This is a genomic window from Pseudomonas sp. GW456-E7, assembly GCF_059424105.1.
The window spans coordinates 17,505-39,457 of record NZ_JBWKZB010000021.1 but is presented as its reverse complement, the minus strand read 5'-3'; the positions used below and the strand labels follow the sequence as shown (position 1 = coordinate 39,457).

Here is a 21,953-nt window from a genome sequence, read left to right as displayed (position 1 = left end):
GCAAATAGTTCGAAAAAGCACATAGAGGTGCGTTTTTGACGGTCAAAATGAGAACCGGACGGTCGTCGCGGAGTCTACCGACCGATATACTCGCAGCCTTGCTCCGGTTTTTAAGGGGTTGCTGTGCGAAAACGCCTCTCAGGTTCATAGGCGATTTCGCAGAGTTTCCCTTTAGGCGCCTTATGGAAAACGTGACGAACGTAGTATGTTCGGTGCTGAATCGTTTTTCCCGAAGACGGCTACCACCAGCGATACCAACGAAGAGTCACGGGTCAGAGGCACCCCCGGCATGATAGAGCTCGAACAAGAAGATCCGATCCCGCAAGGCGACCTGGCCCTGCAAATCACCGCACTCCCTCGCGAAACCAACGGCTTTGGCGACATTTTCGGCGGCTGGCTGGTGGCGCAGATGGATTTGGCAGGCACTGCGATGGCCAGCAAGGTCGCCGGCGGGCGCGTTGCCACCGTTGCCATCGACCGCATGGCATTTCTGGTTCCGGTGGCAGTGGGCGCTCAGCTTTCCTTTTATACCCAGGCCCTGGAAATCGGCCGCAGCTCGATCAAGATGATGGTCGAGGTCTGGAGCGACGATCCATTGTCCAGCGAGTGGCGTAAAGTAACCGAAGCGGTGTTTGTGTTCGTTGCCATCGACGGCAGCGGTCGTACCCGCTCGGTTCCGCCCAGGGCTCGATAAAGAGTTTCTAAACCTGGTAGCTGTTTTGCGGTCGATAGTCGTCCACGTTACTGATCGAGAGCTGTCCCATGAGCACGCCCAATGTTGAAGCCGTAAAACTGGATGAACTGAACTGCTGGCGCATCCGCCACGGTCAGGCCGAATTACTGGTGGCCCAGCAAGGTGCGCACATCCTCAGCTATCAGCTGGCCGGCCAGCCGCCGCTGATCTGGCTCAACGACGAGGCCGTCTTCAAGACCGGCAAGAGCATCCGTGCCGGCGTGCCGGTGTGCTGGCCGTGGTTCGGTGTCTTCGACCGCAACCCACAAAGTGTCAAGGCGATGCGTGTCAGCAATGACGCGCCGTCGGCTCACGGCTTCGTGCGAGCGATGGATTGGGAACTGGGTGGCATCGAAGCCGAAGGCGAAAGCCTGAAGGTCGAATTCCTCCTGCCCTACCCCGAAGGCGGCTTTCCCGGCTGGCCGCACCAGGTGGACTTGACCCTGACCATTCGCCTCGACGAGCAATTGCACATCCAGTTGACCAGCCACAACCGGGGCACTGATACCGTCAGCATCAGCCAGGCGCTGCACAGTTACTTTGCCGTCAGCGATGTGCGCGAGGTGCACGTCGAAGGTGTGGACGGCCTCAACTATATCGAAACCCTGGACAACTGGAAAACCGTCACCCAGACCGGTGATCTGCATTTTACCGGCGAGACCGACCGCATCTACCTCGACGCCCCGCCACAGTTGAGCATCGTCGATCCAGCCTGGGAACGGCGCATCGTACTGACCAGCAGCGGATCGCGTACGGCGGTGATCTGGAACCCGTGGATCGACCGCGCCGCTGCGTTCAGCGACATGGCCGACGACGGCTGGCAGCGCATGCTGTGCATCGAGACGGCGAACGTGATGGGTGATGTGGTGAGCCTGGTGCCTGGGGCCAGTCACACCTTGGGCGTGAGCGTAGGCAGCAAATCTCTCTAACACCATAAATCACTGTGGGAGCGAGCTTGCTCGCGATGGCGGAGTAACAGGCAACCTCTAAGTTGAATGTTATGGCCTCATCGCGAGCAAGCTCGCTCCCACATTGGTTTGGTGCTGTCCTTACAAATCCGACTCTTCCACCACCCTCACCTTCTGCGCATCCAGCGCATAAGCCGCATCCGCCAGGTCATTGCTGACCTTCTCGATCTTCAGCGTGCCGGTCACCCACAGCGGCGTGTAGATATCATCCAGCTTCAAGCCCTTGGGATAACGCACCAGCACCAGTTGATTGGGTGGCGGTGGCGGTACGTGGATGCAGGCACCCGGGTACGGTACCAGGAAGAACAACGTACTGCGGCCCTTGGCGTCGGACTCCAGCGGCACTGGATAACCGCCAATGCGGATGCTTCTGTCGTTCATCGACGCAACGGTCCTGGTCGAGTACATCACCGCCGGCAAGCCTTTGGCCTGCTTCATCCCGCCCTTGTCGGTGAAGGTGCCATTGGCTTCAGGGGAGTTGTGGTCGATTTCGGGCATGGCCTCGAGGGCCTTCTGGTCCGACTTGGGCATCAGTTCGAGCCAGTCGGTCTCCGGCAGATCGCCGGCATGGGCAAGGCCCGTACCCAGTAAAACAAGAGTCAGCAAAAGACGGCGCATGAAGGTGCTCGGCAATGGGAAGAACAGGAAACGCCGAACATTCTAGCCCTCCCGACCGGCTTGGCGGAGAGGGCTTTGTCGCTTGGATCAGTTCTTTTTGATCAATCCGTAGATCACCAGCAACACAACGGCGCCTACCAGCGCCCCGATGAAGCCTGCACCTTGGCCAGCCTGATAGATACCCAGGGCCTGACCGCCATAGGTGGCCGCCAGCGAACCGCCGATACCGAGCAGGATCGTCATGATCCAGCCCATGCTGTCATCGCCCGGTTTCAGGAACCGGGCCAGCAGACCGACGATCAGGCCGATAAAGATGGTTCCGATAATTCCCATGGCATTCTCCTCTCAATGAAGTAGCTATCCGAAAGCCTAGTCAGACTTTCGCAACCTGCCATGAGAGAACGGCGCAACCCGAAGGTTCCGCCATTGCCAGAGAAAACTATTCGGCGATCAGTGCTTGAACCTTGAGAATCTGGGCCGCCAGCGTCTCGCGGTCTGCACAACGAAGGTTGGCGTGACCGACCTTGCGGCCGACCTTGAACGCCTTGCCATAGTGATGCAGATGGCAGTCAGCGATGGTCAGGACCTTCTCGGTCTCTGGCACTGTGCCAATGAAGTTGAGCATCGCGCTTTCGCCGACCTTGGCCGTCGAACCCAACGGCAGACCGGCAACGGCCCGCAGGTGGTTTTCGAACTGGCTGCACTCGGCGCCTTCGGTGGTCCAGTGCCCGGAGTTGTGCACGCGCGGGGCGATTTCGTTGGCCTTGAGGCCACCGTCGACTTCGAAGAACTCGAACGCCATCACGCCGACGTAATCCAGCTGCTTGAGCACACGGCTGGAGTAGTCTTCGGCCAGGGCTTGCAACGGGTGATCGGTGCTGGCCACGGACAGCTTGAGGATGCCGCTTTCGTGGGTGTTGTGCACCAACGGGTAGAAGCGGGTTTCACCGTCGCGGGCACGCACGGCGATCAGCGAGACTTCACCGGTGAACGGCACGAAGCCTTCCAGCAGGCAGGCCACGCTGCCCAGCTCGGCGAAGGTGCCGACCACATCTTCAGGGGTGCGCAGGACTTTCTGGCCCTTGCCGTCGTAACCCAGGGTACGGGTCTTGAGCACCGCCGGCAGGCCGATGGAGGCCACGGCGGCGTCCAGGTCGGCTTGGGACTGGATGTCAGCGAACGCCGGGGTAGGAATCCCCAGGTCCTTGAACATGCTCTTCTCGAACCAGCGGTCACGGGCGATGCGCAAGGCTTCGGCGCTCGGGTAGACCGGGACGAATTGCGAGAGGAACGCGACGGTTTCCGCCGGAACGCTTTCGAACTCGAAGGTCACCAGATCGACTTCATCGGCCAGCTGGCGCAGGTGATCCTGATCGCCGTAGTCGGCTCGCAGGTGTTCGCCCAACGCGGCTGCGCAAGCATCCGGCGCCGGGTCCAGAAAAGCGAAGTTCATGCCCAGCGGAGTGCCCGCCAACGCCAACATGCGACCCAACTGGCCGCCACCGATTACACCGATCTTCATCGTCAACAACCTCAGGCGATGCGTGGGTCTGGATTTTCCAGGACGCTGTCTGTCTGCTCAGCACGGAAGGTTTTCAGCACCGCATGGAACTGCGGGTGCTTGGCGCCAAGGATACTCGCCGACAGCAGCGCTGCGTTGATCGCACCCGCCTTGCCGATGGCCAGGGTGGCAACCGGAATGCCTGCTGGCATCTGCACAATGGACAGCAGCGAATCAACGCCCGACAGCATTGCGGACTGAACGGGTACGCCCAGCACCGGCAAGTGGGTCTTGGCTGCACACATGCCTGGCAAGTGGGCCGCGCCACCGGCACCGGCGATGATCACCTCGATGCCCCGTGCTTCGGCCTCTTCGGCGTACTGGAACAGCAGGTCCGGGGTGCGGTGGGCAGAAACCACTTTCACCTCGTAAGGGATGCCGAGCTTTTCCAGCATATCGGCGGTGTGGCTAAGGGTGGACCAATCGGACTTGGAGCCCATGATCACGCCAACCAGTGCACTCATCGTCGTGCCTCTTCTCTCTGGGCGCCCGCAGGCGCATCAAAAAACAACAAGCCACGCAGGATGCGTGGCTTGATTGTACGAATTATGGCCAGTCGTAACCGGCCGAAGGCCGCGCAGTATACCTCAATGAAGCCAATAAACAGCCCCTGTTGCGACCATCTGTCATCTGCCGCAAAGCCCCGATTTTATTGACTTGAAGGTCAATGGAATACACCTCGAATTTCCTGTGGGAGCGGGCTTGCTCGCGAAAGCGGTGGATCAATCAACATCGATGTTGAATGTACCGGCCTCTTCGCGAGCAAGCCCGCTCCCACATTGGGGTTTCATGGCATTCAGGAACCGGTCGTGCCCTGTGCCGCACCGCCTTCCAACTTGCGCCACAACAACCGCACGTTGGCCTTGCGTACCAGTGCGCAGCGATACAGACGAATCTCCAACGGCACATGCCATTGCGGGCCGCCGCAGACCACCAGCTCACCACGGGCCAATTCGGCGCGCACGCTCAGTTGCGGCACCCAGGCAATGCCCAGGCCTTCCAGGGCCATGCTTTTCAGGCTGTCGGCCATGGCGGTTTCGTAGATCGTGGTGAAGCGCAGCGCCCGTTGGCGCAGCAGCATGTTCACCGAGCGGCCGAGAAATGCCCCGGCGCTATACGCCAGCAGCGGTACGCTGGCCTCGCCCTCCAGATCGAACAGCGGTTTGCCGTCGGCGTCCGCCGCGCAGACCGGCAGCATTTCGGTGTGACCAAGGTGCAGGGAAGGGAAGATTTCCGGGTCCATCTGCATCGCAGCGTCCGGATCGTAGAAGGCCAGCATCAGATCGCAACCGCCTTCGCGCAAGGCATGCACCGCGTCGCCGACGTTGGTCGCCACCAGTCGCGTGGCGATGTTCAAGCCTTCGTTGCGCAACTGCGCAATCCACCGCGGAAAGAAACCGAGCGCCAGGGAGTGTGCGGCCGCTACCTGCATCACTTCGCCCTGCCCGCCTTCCAGGTGATGCAGATGGCGCAATACTTCGCCGAGCTGCTCGACCACGGTGCGTGCCGTGACCAGAAACAATTGTCCCGCCGCCGTCAGTTCGATCGGCGTGCGCGAGCGGTTGACCAGGGTCAGCCCCAGCGCCGCCTCCAGGCTGCGGATTCGCCGGCTGAACGCCGGTTGCGTCACGAAGCGCCGTTCGGCTGCCTGGGAGAAGCTGCGGGTGGCAGCCAGGGCACTAAAGTCCTCCAGCCATTTGCTTTCCAGATTCATCACGTCCTCCCGGACACGCACCAATTTAGGTCACACGCTCGCCGTCAAGCCGGCGTCACACGGGCATTATGCCGAATGTGCATAGGCTAGTGTTTAACAGCATTGGCCCAAAATTCTGCACAAGCCTAGCATTCACAGCGTTCCGGCACAGCCCGGGTCCATATTGAGATGATTTCTATCATGTCCTCCGCTGCATCATTCCGCACAGAAAATGACCTGCTTGGCGCCCTCGAAGTACCGGCTCAAGCGTATTACGGTATCCAGACCCTGCGAGCGGTGAACAACTTCCGCCTTTCGGGCGTTCCGATTTCGCACTACCCGAAACTGGTTGTCGGCCTGGCCATGGTCAAACAGGCCGCTGCTGACGCCAACCGTGAGCTGGGTCACCTGAGCGAAGCCAAGCACGCTGCCATCAGCGAAGCCTGTGCACGTCTGATCCGCGGTGATTTCCACGAAGAGTTCGTGGTGGACATGATTCAAGGCGGCGCTGGCACTTCGACCAACATGAATGCCAACGAAGTGATCGCCAACATCGCGCTGGAGGCCATGGGTCACCAGAAAGGCGAATACCAGTACCTGCACCCGAACGACGACGTGAACATGGCGCAGTCGACCAACGACGCCTACCCGACGGCGATCCGCCTGGGTCTGTTGCTCGGTCACGACGCCCTGCTCGCCAGCCTCGACAGCCTGATCCAGGCGTTCGCAGCCAAGGGTGAAGAATTCAACCACGTCCTGAAGATGGGTCGTACCCAGCTGCAAGACGCCGTGCCGATGACCCTGGGTCAAGAGTTTCGTGCGTTCGCCACCACCATGGGCGAAGACCTGGCCCGTCTGAAGACGCTGGCCCCGGAATTGCTGACTGAAGTGAACCTGGGCGGCACCGCGATCGGCACCGGCATCAACGCCGACCCGCGCTATCAGGCCTTGGCTGTACAGCGCCTGGCCCTGATCAGCGGTCAGCCGCTGGTTCCGGCAGCCGACCTGATCGAAGCGACCTCCGACATGGGCGCCTTCGTGCTGTTCTCCGGCATGCTCAAGCGTACTGCGGTCAAGCTGTCGAAGATCTGCAACGACCTGCGCCTGCTGTCCAGCGGCCCACGCACCGGCATCAACGAAATCAACCTGCCAGCGCGTCAGCCAGGCAGCTCGATCATGCCAGGCAAGGTCAACCCGGTTATTCCGGAAGCCGTTAACCAGGTGGCCTTCCAGGTCATCGGTAACGATCTCGCGCTGACCATGGCGGCCGAAGGCGGCCAGCTGCAACTGAACGTGATGGAACCGCTGATCGCCTTCAAGATCCTCGATTCGATCCGCCTGCTGCAACGCGCCATGGACATGCTGCGCGAGCACTGCATCGTCGGCATCACCGCCAACGAAGCCCGCTGCCGTGAACTGGTCGAACACTCGATCGGTCTGGTCACCGCACTGAACCCGTACATCGGCTACAAAAACGCCACCCGCATCGCCCGTATCGCCCTCGAAAGCGGCCGCGGCGTGCTGGAACTGGTGCGCGAAGAAGGTCTGCTCGACGAAGCCATGCTCGCCGACATCCTGCGCCCGGAAAACATGATTGCTCCGCGTCTGGTGCCCCTGAAGGCCTAACCCGACGCGTTACTTGTAGCACCGCTCACCAGGTCGAGGGACTAGACACCTCTCACCTTTTGAGGGCTTGGAGATCATTCTCCAGGCCCTTTTTTTTAACCGCAGCAACAGCAAAACCTGTGGGAGCGAGCTTGCTCGCGATTGGCCTCACCGCTTATTTAGCGACCTTGCCCAATACGCGCAGGCGGCTCACACCACCGTCCGGGAATACGTTCAGGCGGATGTGGGTGATCGGGCCCAGTGCCTTGATCTGCTCGGCGAAGGTGTGTTCGGCGTGCATTTCCAGCTTCTGGCTTGGCAGCAGTTCACGCCAGAACAGCGATTGGGTTTCGATCTGGCTGTCGGTGCCGCCCTTCACGAAGGCGCCCTGGATCGAGCAGCTGTCCGGGTAGTTGCCCTTGAAGTGCAGGGTGTCGACGATGACTTTCTCGACTTCACCGGCATGACCCAGCGCGACGATGACCCAGTCATTGCCCGGGGTACGGCGACGCGCGGTTTCCCAGCCGTCGCCCATGTTGATGCCACGGCCCGGGTTGAGGATGTTGCTCATGCGGCCGAAGTGTTCATCGGAGCAGGCGAGGGCACGGCCACCGTTGAGGGCGGCAGCCAGGTCGACTTGCTCGTTGTCGCCGATGGCCGACCAGTCGCGGAACGGCACGCCGTACACACGCAGACGGGCCACGCCGCCATCCGGGTAGATGTTGAAGCGCAGGTGGCTGAAGGCCTGGTCGTTGCTGATTTCGTGGTAGTGGTGGCTGTTGCCTTGAAGTTCGACGGCGGACAGCACTTCGGTCCACTGGGTGTTTTCATCAGGCTCGCCGGACGCCAGGAAGCAAGCTTCCAGGGACGCCGATGGCGGGAAGTTGCCGGTGAAGAATGAAGTGTCGATGTCGACGCCCTTGATCGAACCCGGTACGCCCAGGCGGATCACGGCGCTGTCGAAGCCTTCGAAGCGCTTGCGGCGCGATTCCCAGCCGTCCATCCACTTGCCGTTGTCATCGAACACGCCCTCCTTCCATACGGCCGGGGTCGGTTGGAACAGACGGTTGGCGTCTGCGAACCAGTCATCGGTGACCGAGATGATTTTGGTGCCCAGGCGGGCATCGGCCAGGTTGACGAACTTCTCGAAAGGTACGGCGTAAGCTTTCATTCTTCTTGTCTGCCTTTAATAAGTTGGCTTGGGATGCTTGCAAGGCCCTGGGCGGTTTCGGCGTTCATGAAATCGCTGGGCCAGGCTTGCTATAGGGTCAGTAATCGGAACAGGGCGATCTTGTTGATCTCCGCCAGCGCGCATTTGAACTCGGTGTCGACCGGGTTGTGGATGCGCGTTTCGAACGCTGCGAGGATCTGATGCCGGTTGCTGCCTTTTACCGCCATGATGAAGGGAAACTTGAACTTGGCTTTATAGGCGTCGTTCAGCTCGGTGAAGCGCTGGAACTCTTCGGCCGTGCATTGGTGAATACCGGCGCCAGCCTGTTCATGGGTGCTGGCTTCGGTCAACTGGCCCTGGACGGCGGCTTTGCCGGCCAGGTCCGGGTGAGCGTTGATCAGCGCCAACTGGCTGGCGTGATCGGCGCTCAACAGGATGTCGCTCATGCGCTGGTGCAGGGTTTCGATCTCGTCGATCGAGGCATCCTGGCCCAGGTCGAAGGCCTTTTCGGCCACCCATGGCGAATGTTCGTAGATGTCGGCGAAGGCTTTGACGAAGGCGTCGCGGCTCAATGTCGAGGGTTTCAATGTTTGAAAGGCGCTCATTTCGCGGCCCCTTGGTACGGGTGGGTTTCCTGCCAGTGGCGTGCAATGTCGACGCGACGGCTGAACCACACCTGTTCATGACTTTTAGCGTATTCGATAAAGCGCTTGAGCGAAGCCAGACGCGCCGGACGGCCGATCAGGCGGCAGTGCAGGCCGATCGACAGCATCTTCGGTGCTTCGGCGCCTTCGGCGTAGAGCACGTCGAACGCATCCTTGAGGTATTCGAAGAAGTCGTCGCCCTTGTTGAAACCCTGGACCTGGGTGAAGCGCATGTCGTTGGTGTCCAGGGTGTACGGGATCACCAGGTGCGGCTTGCCGGTCGGGTTGTTCGGTTCCCAGTAGGGCAGGTCGTCGTCGTAGGTGTCGCAGTCGTAGAGGAAACCGCCTTCTTCCATCACCAGGCGACGGGTGTTCGGACCGGTGCGGCCGGTGTACCAGCCCAGTGGGCGTTCACCGGTGATTTCGGTGAGGATGCGGATCGCTTCGAGCATGTGCTCGCGTTCCTGGTTTTCATCCATGTACTGGTAGTCGATCCAGCGGTAGCCGTGGCTGCAGATCTCGTGGCCGGCATCGACCATGGCGCGGATCACGTCCGGGTGACGCTGGGCGGCCATGGCCACGGCGAAGATGGTCAGCGGAATGTCGAATTCCTTGAACAGTTTCAGGATCCGCCACACGCCGGCACGGCTGCCATACTCGTAAAGGGATTCCATGCTCATGTTGCGCGCGCCTTGCAGCGGCTGGGCAGACACCATTTCCGAGAGGAAGGCTTCGGACTCTTTGTCGCCGTGCAGGATGTTGCGCTCGCCGCCTTCTTCGTAATTGAGTACGAACGACAGGGCTATGCGGGCATTGCCCGGCCAGTGTGGATGAGGAGGGTTACTGCCGTAACCGACCAGGTCGCGTGGGTAGTCAGCGCTCACTGCAGGCTTCCTTCTTGTTCGATGATGACGGTTGGTGTGACGCAGCTGAAGATTGGTTGGCCGGCTGGCGTCACAGCGATGGGCTGATTGTATACAACTTTATATTCACTTTGTAAGCCTGAATTTTCGCATTTTTAACCGACTGTCATCTTTTACTGCTATTGGCGTGAGCCTGCAAGAAATCTGCCTGACTGGTCAGTAATTTGATGAAGGGTTCATGGAGTGTGCAGTTCGGCGGGAAATCGGCGGTAAATGTGCAGGTGCCGGGTATGGCGCGAAAAATGTCGTTTTTATTGTGTACAATTTTTTTGAAAAGTGTCTTAATCAGTCGCTCGCCGCAACTTTTCGTGCTCCGAATCGGTGCGGTCTCCTTTTCAACTGACTTCGGGAGGCGCGAAGTCTGACTGCTCCACGCAGGCAGGCGCGCAGAATCAATGGGACGTTTGACTACACACGTTTTGGACGCAGCACACGGTTGCCCGGGCAGCTCGATCAAGGTCGAGTTGTACCGCGTTGAAGGATCGCACCTGGAATTGGTCGCCAGCGCGATAACCAACAGCGATGGCCGTGTCGATGCACCGTTGCTGCAAGGCGATGACTACCGCACCGGGGTCTATCAGGTTCAGTTTCATGCCGGCGATTACTACCGCGCCCGCGGCGTCAAGCTGCCGGAGCCGGCCTTCCTGGATGTGGTGGTGTTGCGTTTCGGCATCTCTGCCGAGCAGGATCACTACCACGTGCCGTTGTTGATTTCGCCTTACAGCTACTCCACCTATCGCGGCAGCTGATCCCCCAAGCAGCTGCTGCACCCTGGAAGCGACTGCGCATATAGCTTCTTTGGTCTTTCGCCCGCTCACACTGCGGGCTTTTTTTCGCTTGAATAATGCGTTGCCTCGGCCGGCGCAGCAGACCTTTCCAGTTCCTGGACTGCCCTCATGGTGTGGGAATTCACTGCTAACAGATAATCCCCTTTGGCCATGTTTGAACCATTGTCTTTGCCGCTGGCTTCCCTGGACTTTTTGAAGGTGTTGAATCCGAGGGCGTTATAAGCCTTTTCTTTATCCGCAGAATAGGCGTTGGTAATGATGACCTTGGCGCCCCGTTCACACAGTGGCAGGACATGAGTTTCAATTTTTTTGATGAAAGTCGCCTCGGTCATATAGGTTTCGCTGAAATGGCCACTCAATATGATCAAATCGCTCTGGTTTTTCGTTTCGTTGACTTTATCGCGAATGTTATCTAACAAGGCCCAACCGTCCCCGTTCGAAAAAAGCGTTGGATGCCGTGCATTTTTATGCAGGTAGCTGATGTAGTTTATTTGATTGTTGTTCGTCATTCCGCGTAGAAATAATTTTACCGCCGGACCTTCTGTGACCATCGTGGACAGGGGCAAGTGAAGGCTGTGCTTGCCATTGCTCAATTTTTTTATTTCAACAGTATCGTTGTTGCGCTGGTTGTTGTTTTGTGCGACATAAAACACCGCAGCGAGAAACGCTTTTTCATCTGCGATGTGAGGTGTTGCGCTGATAACGATTTCATCGCCTTGTACTTGAGCGATAACTGATGCTCCTTTGGCTGGGGGCTCGCTGACGACGACTTCTTCGTTTTTCAATTCAACGACAACATCCACGACCTCATTGAAATAGTTGTTCACTACAAGGCGGAAATTCTTGGCGTGATCAGAACTGACGAATGTCTTGGCCTCTTTTTCACTATTAAATTGTATGGAAAGGGTAGAGGGTTCAAACTTAATCTTGTATTGCTCGCCTAGAACAATCAGATCATTTTTGATTGACTCGATGTAATGCTTGACTCGATCAGGCTGCTCGACGATTTCCCTTTGAGTCCATGCAATCAGCGGGTTTGTGTCATTGATTATCATCTCTCCTTCGAATCCGACGGCTCTGGCATAGTTGGCATAAAAGCCCGAGCCTGCCATGGGTTCAATGATGCGTTGAACGGCGGCTTTTCCCCGGGATTGCTGATTGACGAGGTCTGCGATCAGTCCGCCATTGATTTCTTTCACTTCCGTGGTTATCTGGCCTGGCAATTTGAAAAAGGCCAGTGAATGAATGTCGACTTTCATACCCCATTGAGTGAAGGCTTCGATTTTTTGTTGGATATTTTCAGCACTGGTTGCCTCGCTCAGTGCGGGAGTCCCCTGAGCAAGAAGCGTCCTGTGGTGAGCCCTTTGACCTTTTTCTCCCGTGAACGGGTAGAACTCATTCTGCGAGATCCATGTGTCTTTACCCAATCTGAATTTTTTTCCATGTATCGAGTCACACAAGGCAAAAGTCTGAAATGCTTCCATTTCTTTCGGCTGTCCACTTCCATTCCAGTCCGAATTCAGAACTGAAGGGCTCAAGGGGGTGGTGGGCTCAAGACGTGCGCGCTTGGCTGGCCCCGGGCAGAGTTCCGCTGTCGTTCCCTGGATTCGTTCAGGCTCTGGGCTCCCGCCGTCGGTGTTGCTTAGCGCTAAACTAGTTGTTCCTTGGCGGACGTTCTTTAAGTTTTGTGAAACAGGTGAGCACTTTGTGTCGGCGTTGGGTTGGGAGATTTGCTCGAAAGACGAGCTGTTTACTCGAAACATTTTTTTGCCGTCATGGATAGTAAATTCGAATCACCATAGGAGGAACAGCAAGTCGATTGCTGACAAAAAACGATCATGGTTACACTTTAGCGCCTGCATGGATAAGCCGAGCACGGTCACAGGCGCCTAAAGACAACTCGTTCGCCTCTTGGTCTTTCGCAAAAGAACAACGTCGAGGCTTCGTTCAATATTAAAGGGGTGGGGCGAAAGAACAATTTCTTCCTTGCCATCTCGGTAGGTACCTTGCTCCGCCAGATATTACAAATCTGAGGAGTCAATAGTCAGACTGTTGATGCAGTGTATTTCGCTCGCTCGCCCTCCTGAGTGACTGCGCGACTCAGGAGGGCAGCAGCAAGGACGGAAAAAATGCCCGGGATACGTATCGAAAGTGTCAGTGATTGCTGAGCAAGGAAGCGGCACCCGCACCACCAAACAACCCCGCACTGATCCGGTTGAACCAGCTCTGGCCCTTGCCGCTGCGCAGATAGCGCGCCGCACCATGGGCGCCGAGGCCGTAGGCCAATTTGCACAGCAGGTCGAGCAGGGTCCAGGTCGCAATCATCACCAGCAGCTGCGGCAGGAACGGCTGTTCGGCACTCAAGAACTGCGGCAGGAAAGCGGCGAAGAACAGGATGTCTTTCGGATTGCTGGCGCCCAGCATGAACGCACGCCCGAACAGTGCGCGAAAGCGTGGCACCGGCGCGGCCTGTGGCACTTCGGCGCCATGGGAAGGCAGGCGCGATTGCTGCCAGCTCTGCCAGGCGAGGTAGAACAGGTAAAGGGCACCCAGAATCTTCAGGGCGCTGAACAGCTGTTCCGATGCCAGCAACAACGCACCCAGGCCTAGCGCCGAAGCACTCAGCAGACAGATCGATGCGGACACGCCGCCGAGAAAGGCCGGGTAAGAGCGGCGCAGGCCGTAATTCAGACTGTTGCTGATCATCAGCAAAGACAGCGGCCCCGGGATCAGGATCACTATCAGCGCAGCGCCGCTGAACAGCAGCCAGGTTTCCAGACTCATCACTTTCCTCCATTTGCACAAAAGCCTCACCCGAGGGGGTGAGGCTGTTTTGAAGCGGGTCCCGCGTAAGGTTTACAGGAAGATGAACTTGGCGATGAAGATCGCGCAGAGCACCCACAGACTGACGGAGATTTCCTTGTACTTGCCGGTACCGGCCTTCAGCGCCACGTAGGTGATGAAGCCCAGCGCGATACCGTCGGCAACCGAGAAGGTCAACGGCATCATGATTGCGGTGACAATCGCCGGAATGCTGTCGGTCGCTTCATCCCATTCGATGTGAGCCATGCCGCCCATCATCAGCATTGCTACATAAATCAGTGCGCCAGCGGTGGCATAGGCGGGAATCATGCCGGCCAGTGGTGCGAAAAACATTGCCGCTATAAATAGCACACCCACGGTGACTGCGGTAAGACCAGTCCGACCACCCGCAGCAACACCGGCAGCACTTTCCACGTAGCTGGTGACCGGCGGAACGCCGACTACCGCACCGAATACGCTGGAAGCACTGTCGGCTTTCATGGCGCGGGAAAGGTTTTCGATGCGGCCGTCAGCGCCCACCAGGTTGGCGCGCTGGGCAACCCCCATCAAGGTACCGGCGGTGTCGAACATGTGTACGAAGAGGAACGCCAGGACCACGCTGATCATGCTGACGTTGAACACGCCAGCGACGTTCATGGCCATCCAGGTCGGAGCCAGGCTTGGCGGGGCCGACATGATGCCCTCGTAGTGCACCAGGCCCAGACCCCAGCCAGCGAGGGTCACGGTGATGATGCTGATGAGGATCGCGCCGAACACCTTGTGATAGCTGAGGATGGCGATCATCAGGAAGCATACGGCGGCGAGCAGCGGGCCGGGTTCGCGCAGGGAGCCGAGCTTGATCAGCGTGGCCGGGCTGTCGACGACGATACCCGCGGTTTTCAGGCCGATCAGCCCCAGGAACAGACCCACGCCGGCGCCCATGGCGAAGCGCAGGCTGACCGGGATGCTGTTGAGCAGCCATTCGCGGATCCGCGAGAAGGTCAGGATCATGAACAACACACCGGACACAAACACCGCGCCGAGGGCGGTTTCCCAGTTGTAGCCCATGGTGCCGACCACGGTGTAGGTGAAGAAGGCGTTGAGCCCCATGCCTGGCGCCAGGCCGACCGGCCAGTTGGCGTACAGGCCCATCAACAGGCAACCGAGGGCTGCAGCGATACAGGTGGCGACGAATGCCGCACCGTGATCGATCCCGGCGTCGGCCATGATGTTGGGGTTGACGAAAATGATGTAAGCCATCGTGATGAAGGTTGTCAGACCGGCAATCAGCTCGGTCTTCACCGTGGTGCCGTGCAAGCTGAGTTTGAACAGACGTTCCAGCAGCCCATTGCGTAGTGGCGGCGAGAGATCCAGCGTCGATGCTTCGGATTTGCGGCTTTCCACAGCGAGTACTCCTCAAGAGTTTTATTGTTATTTCCAGGGCCGGACCCATGAGGGTGGCAGCGGCCCTTTGAGGCACTTGCGAATTTGTTGACCGCTTGGTCAGGAACTCGCACGAAGTGGATTATGCTTTTGTATACAAATAATGCAAATAATGTTTTTGGTTTTGTCGACGAAAAGTTTGGCTTTAGGGATATATCGCCTGTTCCGGCCCCTTCGCGAGCAAGCCCGCTCCCACAGGAAACCCGGTCAGGCACAAGATTTGTGGACACCATCCATCACTGTGGGAGCGGGCTTGCTCGCGAAGAGGCCGGATCAGGCAGCATCAAAATCAGCAATTCAGTCGGTATGCGCCTGACTTTTCCCCAACGCCAGATTCACCGCCAACCACCCATTCACCGCCGTCTCCCCAGCCTCGGCAAACACCCGCTCCAGCAATTTCACCTGCTCACGCCTCAATGCCTGCTCAAACCGCGCGCCTTCCGCTGTCAACTCCAGCAGACGTTTACGTTTGTCCGTCTCGGACGCGACGCTCTCGACCAGATGCATCTCCAACAATTGCCGCAACGGCATGTTCAGCGCCTGCTTGCTCACGCCAAGCAAGGCCAGCAGTTCCTTGACGCTCAGGTTCGGATAGCGGGCGATGAAAAACACGATGCGTTGATGCACCCGGCTCAGGCCGCGGCGTTCGAGCATTTCATCGGCCTTGGCGGTGAAAGCCTGGTAGCCGAAGAAAAACGCTTCCATGGCTTGCTGCTGGGAAAGCGGGTTTTTAAGGTCAAGCATGTTGACGTATCCATTCGAAGAAGCGTAATTTCGGTCAACAAGTTTGACTCATTTTCCTCATGCCTCGCTACCGGTGATCCCCATGGCTTTTTCCGAACGTGTCTCACGCCTTAAAAGTTCTTTGATCCGTGAAATCCTTGCTGCGGCCCAGCGTCCGCAGGTGATGTCGTTTGCCGGCGGTTTGCCTGCCGAAGCCATGTTGCCGAAGGTCGACTGGGCCGAAATGCCGCTTTCCATGGGCCAATACGGCATGAGCGAGGGCGAACCGGCGCTGCGTGAGGCGCTGGCCGCCGAGGCGCGAGCGTTGGGCGTGGCATGTGAGGCAAGTCAGGTACTGGTGGTCAGTGGTTCACAGCAAACTCTGGATCTGGCCGCCAAGCTCTACATCGACAAGGGCACCGAAATCCTGCTCGAAGCGCCGACTTATCTGGCGGCATTGCAGATTTTCCAGCTGTTCGGCGCCGATTGCCTGACCGTGCCGCTGGAGGCTGACGGGCCGAACCTGGCAGAGCTGCGCGCTCGCCTGGAGCAACACCGCCCGGCCTTCATCTACCTGATCCCGACCTTCCAGAATCCTTCGGCGGTGCGTTACAGCGAAGCCAAGCGCGACGCGGTGGCAGCGCTGCTCGACGAGTTCGGCGTCACCCTGATCGAAGACGAGCCTTATCGCGAACTGACCTTCGATGGCGGCAGCGCCACGCCGATTGCCGGTCGCTTGAAGAAGGCCAGCTGGATCTATACCGGGACCGTGTCGAAAACCCTGTTGCCAGGTTTGCGCGTGGGCTATCTGATCGCCAGTCCGGACCTGTTTCCCCATCTGTTGAAACTCAAGCAGTCGGCGGACCTGCACACCAATCGGGTCGGCCAGTGGCAGGCACTGCAATGGATCGGAACCGAGAAGTATCAGCAGCATCGCAGTGAACTACGGGATTTTTACCGGGTGCGCCGGGATGCGTTCCAGCTGGCGCTGCAAACTCACTTCTCTGATCTGGCGGACTGGAACGAGCCACAGGGCGGGCTGTTTTTCTGGTTGAAACTCAAGCAGCCGCTGGACACTCGAACCCTGCTCAATGCGGCGTTGGCCAACGATGTGGCGTTCATGCCGGGCGAGCCGTTCTTCCCCGAACCGGACAAGCATCACGGGTATTTGCGGTTGAACTTCAGCCACATTGACCCGGCGCGGCTGGAGGAGGGGCTCAAGCGGCTGGCGACGGTGGTGCGACAGGCGCAGGCGGCGCAAGCGGCCTGAAAACAAATAAACCGGCGCAAGGGCCGGTTTATTTTTGTCTGAAATTTGCGGTGTCTGTGCGGGCCTCTTCGCGAGCAGGCTCGCTCCCACAGGGAAATGCGGTCAACTGTGGGAGCGAGCCTGCTCGCGAAGGCGTCCGTCAGAACACTACAAGCAAATCAGGCTGCCGCGAAACGCTTGTCCAGATAATCAATGATCACCTTGGACTCATACATCCAGGTGGTCTGGCCATTCTCTTCGATACGCAGGCACGGCACCTTGATCTTGCCGCCTTGCTCGAGCAAGGTCTGGCGATCCTGTTCGTTGTTCTTCGCATCGCGAAGGGCCACCGGCACGTTCAGGCGGCGCAGGGTGCGGCGAGTCTTCACGCAGAACGGACAGGCGTGGAATTGATACAGGGTCAGGCCTTTGGCGGCCGCTTCGACCTGGGCCTGAGCCGCGGCGGGGCGCTTTTTCTTGCCTGGGCGCGTGATGAAGTCGATGAAGATGATCAGTTGGCCAAGGCCGACACGAAGCGCTTTTACGAACACGTTGAAAGCCTCACGGTGCAAATGAAGAAGGGCGCGCAGCTTACCTGATTTTTTGCGGACGAAAAAAAACCGGCGATGAATGCCGGTTTTCTTCGTGCCGCGAATTACTTGATGAGGCTGAGGAATTCGCTGCGGGTGGCGGCGTTCTCACGGAACTCACCGAGCATCACCGAGGTGATCATCGTCGAATTCTGCTTCTCCACACCGCGCATCATCATGCACATGTGCTTGGCCTCGATCACCACCGCAACGCCCAGGGCGCCGGTGACTTGCTGGACCGCATCGGCGATCTGGCGGCTGAGGTTTTCCTGGATCTGCAGGCGGCGGGCGTACATGTCGACGATCCGCGCCACCTTCGACAGGCCCAGGACCTTGCCGCTCGGGATGTAGGCAACGTGCGCCTTGCCGATGAACGGCAGCAGGTGGTGTTCGCACAACGAGTACAACTCGATGTCCTTGACCAGCACCATTTCGCTGTTGTCGGAGCTGAACAGGGCACCGTTGGTGACCTCTTCCAGTGTCTGTTCATAGCCGCGGCAGAGGTACTGCATGGCTTTGGCGGCACGTTTTGGCGTGTCGAGCAGGCCTTCGCGGGAAACGTCCTCGCCGAGCTGGCCGAGGATCGCCGTGTAATTCTGTTCCAGGGACATGAAACTACCTGTGGGATTTTACGCAAAGGGCAAGGGTACGGTGACGGACACGACGCTGCAAGCGTGGCGCATCAGCTTTACTCGTCGCGACCTTCCATCATGGTGCGTTTGAGCATCACATAGACCGCCCCGGCACCGCCGTGTTTCGCCTGGCACGAGGTGAAGCCGAGCACTTGCGGATGCTGGCGCAGCCAGGTGTTGACGTGGCTTTTGATCATCGGCCGCTTGCCGTCCAGGCGTACTGCCTTGCCATGGGTGACACGCACGCAGCGGATTTCGAATCTGGTTGCTTCGGCGAGGAACGCCCAGAGGGTTTCCCGGGCCTTTTCCACGCTCATGCCGTGCAGGTCGAGGCTGCCTTCGAACGGAATCTGACCGATCTTGAGCTTGCGCATCTGGCTTTCCTGCACGCCGTCACGCGCCCACATCAGCTCGTCTTCAGGGCCGACGTCGATGACGAACTGATCGGACAGACCGTCAACGGTGGTGGATTCGGTACGCACGGTGGCAGCCTGACGCAGTTTGGCAATCTGCGCACGGTCAGCCTTGGGTTTGCCGGTTTCGGCGCGATCGTGCTTGATCGGCTTGACGCCTTGGATCGCGCTTTTGAACAGGGAAAAATCGTCGTCTTGCATGTCAGCCTCCGCGAAGGGCGGCCAGTTTACCCAACTCGAAGCGAATCGGGCGCGACAAAAACGCGCGCGGCGCTTGGCTCAGTCGTGTTTTTTCATCAGGTGCGGGGACATGGCCAGCTCCCGCGACTGCCGCGAGCGACGGCGGCAACGGCGCCACAGCCAGACACCGAGGTACAGCACGAACAGACCGATGGCCAGGATCACGGCAGCACCGGTGCGGCTGGTGTTCAATTCTCCCAGGGCGGGAGCGTGGCCGAGCAGGCCGGCGGCACCGGCCATGGCCAGCAACACGCCGCACATCGCCAGCAATGCCGCGAACGTCGCGCCGATTCGAAAACGCCAGTTGCGTTGGCCTTTGGGCCGCAAGCGGCGAGCGTCAAAACCATCGGATAACTTCATTCCGACCTTCCTCAATGGGTATCGGCCCTTCGACCGGGAGTTGACCGGGATGTTCCTGAGGCTAAGACAATTACGGCAAATGAGAGGTTTTTGCGGATGAGCGGCGTTCCAGGCCGCTCATTGAGCGTCGATCAGATCAGTTCACAGGTCAGCGCGAGGGTGGCGAAGTTGTCGCCCATGATCGCCATTTCGGTCTGATGAACGTGCATGGCGCTCAGGACACCGCCCTTGTAGGGCAGGTCGCGTGTGGCGCAGGCGTCTTCGATAAGCGTGCAGCGGAAGCCCAGGTTCTTCGCGGCGCGCACCGTGGTGCTGACGCTCGAGTGACTCATGAAGCCGCAGACGATCAGGTCGAGGGCGCCGAGGTCCTCCAGGCGTTTGGCCAGTTCGGTCCCGTGGAACGCGCTCGGCAGCAATTTGCCGATGATGGTTTCGTCGCTCTGTGGCTCAAGACCCGGAATGAATTCACCACCGACGCCTTGCGGGTTGAACATTCCACCGAGCGTGCCGAGGTGGCGCACATGCACGATCGGCCGGCCGGCGGCACGGGCCGCGGCGAGTAACTGCTTGATGTTCGCGACGGCCTCATCCATGCCGCTGAGGGCCAGCGGCCCGCTCAGATACTCTTTCTGGGCATCGATGATGATAAGGGTCGCATGACTCAGTTTGGCTGCCGGATAACCGCGACCGCTGAGTTGAAACATCGTTTTTGGAACGGACATTCTGGGGCTCCTTGGAGTGGGGCTTTTGCGCCATTGTCCTCTGGCTGAGCGGTTCTGTGAATCGCTACGATCGTAGGTGCCGTGGTTGCTGGCCTCTAGCCTTGTCAATAGTCACGTTTTGTTCAATAGACTGGCGAAAAAACGGATAACTCCTACATTTGAGTCGGTCGTTTTCCCGCGTCGTCGTGGCGCCGTTTGACTGGTAGAATCGCCCGTCGATTTTTCTGGAGTTTGCCGTCGTGATCACTTCCCGCCTTCGCACCCTGCGTGACCATATCCGTTGGGCCGTCAGCCGCTTCCATGGGGAGGATCTGTTTTTCGGCCATGGCACCGACAATGCCTGGGACGAAGCCCGTCAACTGGTACTGGGCGCGCTGCACCTGCCGTGGGAAATCGCCGACAGCTACCTCGACTGCAATCTGGAAGAAGACGAAGTGGTTCACCTGCAGCTGCTGCTCAAGCGCCGCATCGAAGAGCGGGTGCCAACGGCCTACCTGCTGGGCGAGGCCTGGTTCTGCGGCATGTCGTTCATCGTCGATCAGCGTGTGTTGATCCCGCGTTCGCCCATCGGCGAGCTGATCGAAAACCGTTTCACCCCGTGGCTGGCCAACGAGCCGGCGCGGATTCTCGACCTGTGCACCGGCTCCGGTTGCATCGGCATCGCCTGCGCCTACGAGTTCCAGCATGCCGAAGTGGTGTTGGCCGACCTGTCGTTCGAAGCACTGGAAGTGGCCAACCAGAACATCGAGCGTCACGGTGTCGATGAGCGCGTGTACACGGTGCAGGGTGACGGTTTCGAGGGCTTGCCGGGACAACGTTTCGACCTGATCGTGTCGAACCCGCCCTACGTCGATTCGGAAGATTTCGCCGACATGCCGGACGAATACCAGCACGAACCGGAACTGGGCCTGGCGTGCGGCGATGACGGTTTGAACCTGGTGCGTCGCATGCTTGCCGAAGCGGCGGATCATCTGACCGAGAAAGGCTTGCTGATTGTCGAAGTGGGCAACAGCCAGGTGCACGTCGAGGCGTTGTACCCGGAAGTCGACTTCGCCTGGCTGGAGTTCGAGCGCGGTGGTCACGGAGTGTTCATGCTGAGCGCGCAGCAGTGCCGGGAGCATCAGGCGTTGTTCGCTTCCCGCGTCTGACCCTTGTAGGAGCGAGCTTGCTCGCGATGAACGTAAGGGCGACGTGTTTATTCAGAATACACGCGTCATCGTTAACGTCCATCGCGAGCAAGCTCGCTCCCACAATGAATACGTCGCGCGCTCAAGCTTTTAACGGTGCGTGGCAATCCAGATCAGCAACCCTGCCTGAAACACCGCAAACGCCACCAGGCACGTAATGGTGAAACGCAGCCCGGCGTCTTCGCGTTTGTACTTGCTGACCTTCTCTTCGTGTTTCTTGAGTTTGACTTCCTGCTCGGCCAGGTTCTGCTCGGCTTGCTGGAGCATCTGTGCCGCCTCGAGAATTTCCACGACCTGCAGTTTTTCGCTGTTCCAGTCCCCCGCGAGGTCGCCGACCTTGACTGCTTTGACGCTGCCTTTCAGATGCTGGGCATCGGCATACACCACGTCGAAACCGTGCACACGCAAAAAATGATCGCGGCGCAGGCGGGTGTCTTCGTTGAGCGCTTCCTTGTTGTTCAGGTCAAAGCCGTCGACGGTGTAGGTGGGCCAGCGCTTCTTCGCCCAGTTGATGCCCTGGGCGATCATGAATCGGCCGATGCCGCGGTTCAGCGGTTCGACCTGCAAACCGCTTTCCGGTCCGAAATGCACGCGTTTTTCCGCGTGATCGACCCACACATCCAGATGATTCTGTTCCTTGCGCACACGCTGGGCGGGCAGGGTGATGCTCATGCGCATCAGGCTGTGCGCCCTGTCGTTGCGCTCGGCATAGCCGAACTCGACAAAGCGCAATGGGCGCCCGCCCGTATTGCGATCAGTCTGCAGCGGCGCCAGACGGAGCATCTTGTGGTGCTCGACGTGGACGTCCGCCCAGGGCAGCTCGACCGCTGGCGGTGCTTCTGTTTCAGCGGTGGTGTCGGGTGAAGTCTGGGTGTCAGTCATAACGGC

24 protein-coding genes are annotated in these 21,953 nt (G+C 58.9%); 6 read left to right on the top strand and 18 right to left on the bottom strand.

Annotated features, from left to right (window positions below):
• Positions 1-289: 289 nt before the first annotated feature.
• Both AC07YV_RS15285 and AC07YV_RS15280 read left to right on the top strand, forming a co-directional pair.
• On the top strand, positions 290-694 hold the full coding sequence (locus AC07YV_RS15285; protein WP_007942704.1) for an acyl-CoA thioesterase: 405 nt from the start codon (positions 290-292) through the stop codon (positions 692-694).
• A gap of 68 nt (positions 695-762) precedes the next feature.
• The gene (locus AC07YV_RS15280) at positions 763-1,662 is read left to right on the top strand and encodes a D-hexose-6-phosphate mutarotase (RefSeq protein WP_102700125.1); all 900 of its coding nucleotides are present in this window, start codon (positions 763-765) and stop codon (positions 1,660-1,662) included.
• A gap of 120 nt (positions 1,663-1,782) precedes the next feature.
• Here AC07YV_RS15280 and AC07YV_RS15275 read toward each other — a convergent pair whose 3' ends face one another.
• The 5 genes from AC07YV_RS15275 to AC07YV_RS15255 all read right to left on the bottom strand — a co-directional run bounded on the left by AC07YV_RS15275 (position 1,783) and on the right by AC07YV_RS15255 (position 5,594).
• Positions 1,783-2,319: a DUF3299 domain-containing protein gene (locus AC07YV_RS15275; RefSeq protein WP_102700146.1), complete on the bottom strand. Its 537-nt coding sequence runs from the start codon at positions 2,317-2,319 to the stop codon at positions 1,783-1,785.
• Positions 2,320-2,406: 87 nt separating this feature from the next.
• Complete coding sequence (locus AC07YV_RS15270) at positions 2,407-2,652, bottom strand: GlsB/YeaQ/YmgE family stress response membrane protein (protein WP_008030708.1); 246 nt, start codon at positions 2,650-2,652, stop codon at positions 2,407-2,409.
• 106 nt (positions 2,653-2,758) lie between these two features.
• Complete coding sequence (locus AC07YV_RS15265; RefSeq protein ID WP_102700126.1) at positions 2,759-3,841, bottom strand: 5-(carboxyamino)imidazole ribonucleotide synthase; 1,083 nt, start codon at positions 3,839-3,841, stop codon at positions 2,759-2,761.
• A gap of 11 nt (positions 3,842-3,852) precedes the next feature.
• On the bottom strand, positions 3,853-4,344 hold the full coding sequence (purE, locus tag AC07YV_RS15260; protein ID WP_007971731.1) for a 5-(carboxyamino)imidazole ribonucleotide mutase: 492 nt from the start codon (positions 4,342-4,344) through the stop codon (positions 3,853-3,855).
• Between the two features lie 332 nt (positions 4,345-4,676).
• On the bottom strand, positions 4,677-5,594 hold the full coding sequence (locus tag AC07YV_RS15255) for a LysR substrate-binding domain-containing protein (RefSeq protein WP_102673733.1): 918 nt from the start codon (positions 5,592-5,594) through the stop codon (positions 4,677-4,679).
• A gap of 180 nt (positions 5,595-5,774) precedes the next feature.
• Between AC07YV_RS15255 and aspA the strand changes: the two genes are divergently transcribed.
• Positions 5,775-7,199 carry an aspartate ammonia-lyase gene (gene aspA / locus AC07YV_RS15250; RefSeq protein WP_003229645.1) on the top strand — a complete coding sequence of 475 codons (1,425 nt, stop codon included), beginning with the start codon at positions 5,775-5,777 and terminating at the stop codon, positions 7,197-7,199.
• 154 nt (positions 7,200-7,353) lie between these two features.
• Here aspA and alc read toward each other — a convergent pair whose 3' ends face one another.
• From alc to puuE, 3 genes are all read right to left on the bottom strand, one after another.
• Complete coding sequence (gene alc, locus AC07YV_RS15245; RefSeq protein ID WP_007974931.1) at positions 7,354-8,349, bottom strand: allantoicase; 996 nt, start codon at positions 8,347-8,349, stop codon at positions 7,354-7,356.
• 89 nt (positions 8,350-8,438) lie between these two features.
• Positions 8,439-8,954, bottom strand: a complete 516-nt coding sequence (gene uraD, locus AC07YV_RS15240) for a 2-oxo-4-hydroxy-4-carboxy-5-ureidoimidazoline decarboxylase (protein ID WP_007988147.1) — start codon at positions 8,952-8,954, stop codon at positions 8,439-8,441.
• Positions 8,951-9,877 carry an allantoinase PuuE gene (puuE, locus tag AC07YV_RS15235; RefSeq protein ID WP_102673301.1) on the bottom strand — a complete coding sequence of 309 codons (927 nt, stop codon included), beginning with the start codon at positions 9,875-9,877 and terminating at the stop codon, positions 8,951-8,953. Before puuE ends, uraD begins: the two co-directional genes overlap by 4 nt.
• A gap of 434 nt (positions 9,878-10,311) precedes the next feature.
• Between puuE and uraH the strand changes: the two genes are divergently transcribed.
• Positions 10,312-10,665 carry a hydroxyisourate hydrolase gene (gene uraH, locus AC07YV_RS15230; RefSeq protein WP_007974925.1) on the top strand — a complete coding sequence of 118 codons (354 nt, stop codon included), beginning with the start codon at positions 10,312-10,314 and terminating at the stop codon, positions 10,663-10,665.
• 65 nt (positions 10,666-10,730) lie between these two features.
• On the opposite strand, the gene AC07YV_RS15225 is transcribed toward uraH, so the two are convergent.
• The 4 genes from AC07YV_RS15225 to AC07YV_RS15210 all read right to left on the bottom strand — a co-directional run bounded on the left by AC07YV_RS15225 (position 10,731) and on the right by AC07YV_RS15210 (position 15,693).
• Entirely contained in the window at positions 10,731-12,467 is a 1,737-nt protein-coding gene (locus AC07YV_RS15225) for a hypothetical protein (RefSeq protein ID WP_146025365.1), read from the bottom strand.
• A 391-nt stretch (positions 12,468-12,858) separates the two neighbouring features.
• Complete coding sequence (locus AC07YV_RS15220) at positions 12,859-13,488, bottom strand: LysE family translocator (RefSeq protein ID WP_102700128.1); 630 nt, start codon at positions 13,486-13,488, stop codon at positions 12,859-12,861.
• 72 nt (positions 13,489-13,560) lie between these two features.
• Positions 13,561-14,910, bottom strand: coding sequence for an NCS2 family permease (locus tag AC07YV_RS15215; protein WP_007993083.1), 1,350 nt, complete (start codon positions 14,908-14,910; stop codon positions 13,561-13,563).
• Positions 14,911-15,246: 336 nt separating this feature from the next.
• Positions 15,247-15,693, bottom strand: a complete 447-nt coding sequence (locus AC07YV_RS15210) for a MarR family winged helix-turn-helix transcriptional regulator (RefSeq protein WP_102700129.1) — start codon at positions 15,691-15,693, stop codon at positions 15,247-15,249.
• A gap of 82 nt (positions 15,694-15,775) precedes the next feature.
• Here AC07YV_RS15210 and AC07YV_RS15205 point away from each other — a divergent pair, with 82 nt between their 5' ends.
• On the top strand, positions 15,776-16,942 hold the full coding sequence (locus tag AC07YV_RS15205; protein ID WP_102700130.1) for an aminotransferase-like domain-containing protein: 1,167 nt from the start codon (positions 15,776-15,778) through the stop codon (positions 16,940-16,942).
• Positions 16,943-17,100: 158 nt separating this feature from the next.
• On the opposite strand, the gene AC07YV_RS15200 is transcribed toward AC07YV_RS15205, so the two are convergent.
• The 5 genes from AC07YV_RS15200 to AC07YV_RS15180 form a co-directional block, all read right to left on the bottom strand.
• Positions 17,101-17,472 carry a glutathione S-transferase N-terminal domain-containing protein gene (locus AC07YV_RS15200; RefSeq protein WP_007988133.1) on the bottom strand — a complete coding sequence of 124 codons (372 nt, stop codon included), beginning with the start codon at positions 17,470-17,472 and terminating at the stop codon, positions 17,101-17,103.
• Between the two features lie 104 nt (positions 17,473-17,576).
• Positions 17,577-18,122, bottom strand: a complete 546-nt coding sequence (folE, locus tag AC07YV_RS15195; protein ID WP_007988130.1) for a GTP cyclohydrolase I FolE — start codon at positions 18,120-18,122, stop codon at positions 17,577-17,579.
• Between the two features lie 77 nt (positions 18,123-18,199).
• Positions 18,200-18,757 (bottom strand): Smr/MutS family protein, encoded by a 558-nt coding sequence (locus AC07YV_RS15190; RefSeq protein ID WP_007974913.1) that lies wholly within the window; start codon positions 18,755-18,757, stop codon positions 18,200-18,202.
• Positions 18,758-18,835: 78 nt separating this feature from the next.
• Positions 18,836-19,156 (bottom strand): hypothetical protein, encoded by a 321-nt coding sequence (locus AC07YV_RS15185; protein ID WP_007974911.1) that lies wholly within the window; start codon positions 19,154-19,156, stop codon positions 18,836-18,838.
• 131 nt (positions 19,157-19,287) lie between these two features.
• A complete protein-coding gene (locus AC07YV_RS15180; protein ID WP_102700131.1) occupies positions 19,288-19,878 on the bottom strand; it encodes a cysteine hydrolase family protein in 591 nt (196 codons plus the stop codon).
• A 239-nt stretch (positions 19,879-20,117) separates the two neighbouring features.
• Between AC07YV_RS15180 and prmB the strand changes: the two genes are divergently transcribed.
• Positions 20,118-21,026, top strand: a complete 909-nt coding sequence (prmB, locus tag AC07YV_RS15175) for a 50S ribosomal protein L3 N(5)-glutamine methyltransferase (protein ID WP_095964021.1) — start codon at positions 20,118-20,120, stop codon at positions 21,024-21,026.
• Between the two features lie 129 nt (positions 21,027-21,155).
• On the opposite strand, the gene AC07YV_RS15170 is transcribed toward prmB, so the two are convergent.
• Positions 21,156-21,947, bottom strand: a complete 792-nt coding sequence (locus tag AC07YV_RS15170; RefSeq protein WP_102700132.1) for a hypothetical protein — start codon at positions 21,945-21,947, stop codon at positions 21,156-21,158.
• Positions 21,948-21,953 lie beyond the last annotated feature (6 nt).

Bases quoted from the DNA above. Each gene is read 5' to 3' on its own strand.
- AC07YV_RS15275 (WP_102700146.1), bottom strand. From the start codon at position 2,319: ATGCGCCGTCTTTTGCTGACTCTTGTTTTACTGGGTACGGGCCTTGCC.
- AC07YV_RS15280 (WP_102700125.1), top strand. From the start codon at position 763: ATGAGCACGCCCAATGTTGAAGCCGTAAAACTGGATGAACTGAACTGC.
- AC07YV_RS15265 (WP_102700126.1), bottom strand. From the start codon at position 3,841: ATGAAGATCGGTGTAATCGGTGGCGGCCAGTTGGGTCGCATGTTGGCG.
- AC07YV_RS15285 (WP_007942704.1), top strand. From the start codon at position 290: ATGATAGAGCTCGAACAAGAAGATCCGATCCCGCAAGGCGACCTGGCC.
- AC07YV_RS15255 (WP_102673733.1), bottom strand. From the start codon at position 5,594: ATGAATCTGGAAAGCAAATGGCTGGAGGACTTTAGTGCCCTGGCTGCC.
- AC07YV_RS15180 (WP_102700131.1), bottom strand. From the start codon at position 19,878: ATGTCCGTTCCAAAAACGATGTTTCAACTCAGCGGTCGCGGTTATCCG.
- AC07YV_RS15225 (WP_146025365.1), bottom strand. From the start codon at position 12,467: ATGTTTCGAGTAAACAGCTCGTCTTTCGAGCAAATCTCCCAACCCAAC.
- AC07YV_RS15220 (WP_102700128.1), bottom strand. From the start codon at position 13,488: ATGAGTCTGGAAACCTGGCTGCTGTTCAGCGGCGCTGCGCTGATAGTG.
- AC07YV_RS15205 (WP_102700130.1), top strand. From the start codon at position 15,776: ATGGCTTTTTCCGAACGTGTCTCACGCCTTAAAAGTTCTTTGATCCGT.
- uraD (WP_007988147.1), bottom strand. From the start codon at position 8,954: ATGAGCGCCTTTCAAACATTGAAACCCTCGACATTGAGCCGCGACGCC.
- AC07YV_RS15185 (WP_007974911.1), bottom strand. From the start codon at position 19,156: ATGAAGTTATCCGATGGTTTTGACGCTCGCCGCTTGCGGCCCAAAGGC.
- uraH (WP_007974925.1), top strand. From the start codon at position 10,312: ATGGGACGTTTGACTACACACGTTTTGGACGCAGCACACGGTTGCCCG.
- alc (WP_007974931.1), bottom strand. From the start codon at position 8,349: ATGAAAGCTTACGCCGTACCTTTCGAGAAGTTCGTCAACCTGGCCGAT.
- AC07YV_RS15190 (WP_007974913.1), bottom strand. From the start codon at position 18,757: ATGCAAGACGACGATTTTTCCCTGTTCAAAAGCGCGATCCAAGGCGTC.
- aspA (WP_003229645.1), top strand. From the start codon at position 5,775: ATGTCCTCCGCTGCATCATTCCGCACAGAAAATGACCTGCTTGGCGCC.
- AC07YV_RS15170 (WP_102700132.1), bottom strand. From the start codon at position 21,947: ATGACTGACACCCAGACTTCACCCGACACCACCGCTGAAACAGAAGCA.
- folE (WP_007988130.1), bottom strand. From the start codon at position 18,122: ATGTCCCTGGAACAGAATTACACGGCGATCCTCGGCCAGCTCGGCGAG.
- purE (WP_007971731.1), bottom strand. From the start codon at position 4,344: ATGAGTGCACTGGTTGGCGTGATCATGGGCTCCAAGTCCGATTGGTCC.
- AC07YV_RS15270 (WP_008030708.1), bottom strand. From the start codon at position 2,652: ATGGGAATTATCGGAACCATCTTTATCGGCCTGATCGTCGGTCTGCTG.
- AC07YV_RS15210 (WP_102700129.1), bottom strand. From the start codon at position 15,693: ATGCTTGACCTTAAAAACCCGCTTTCCCAGCAGCAAGCCATGGAAGCG.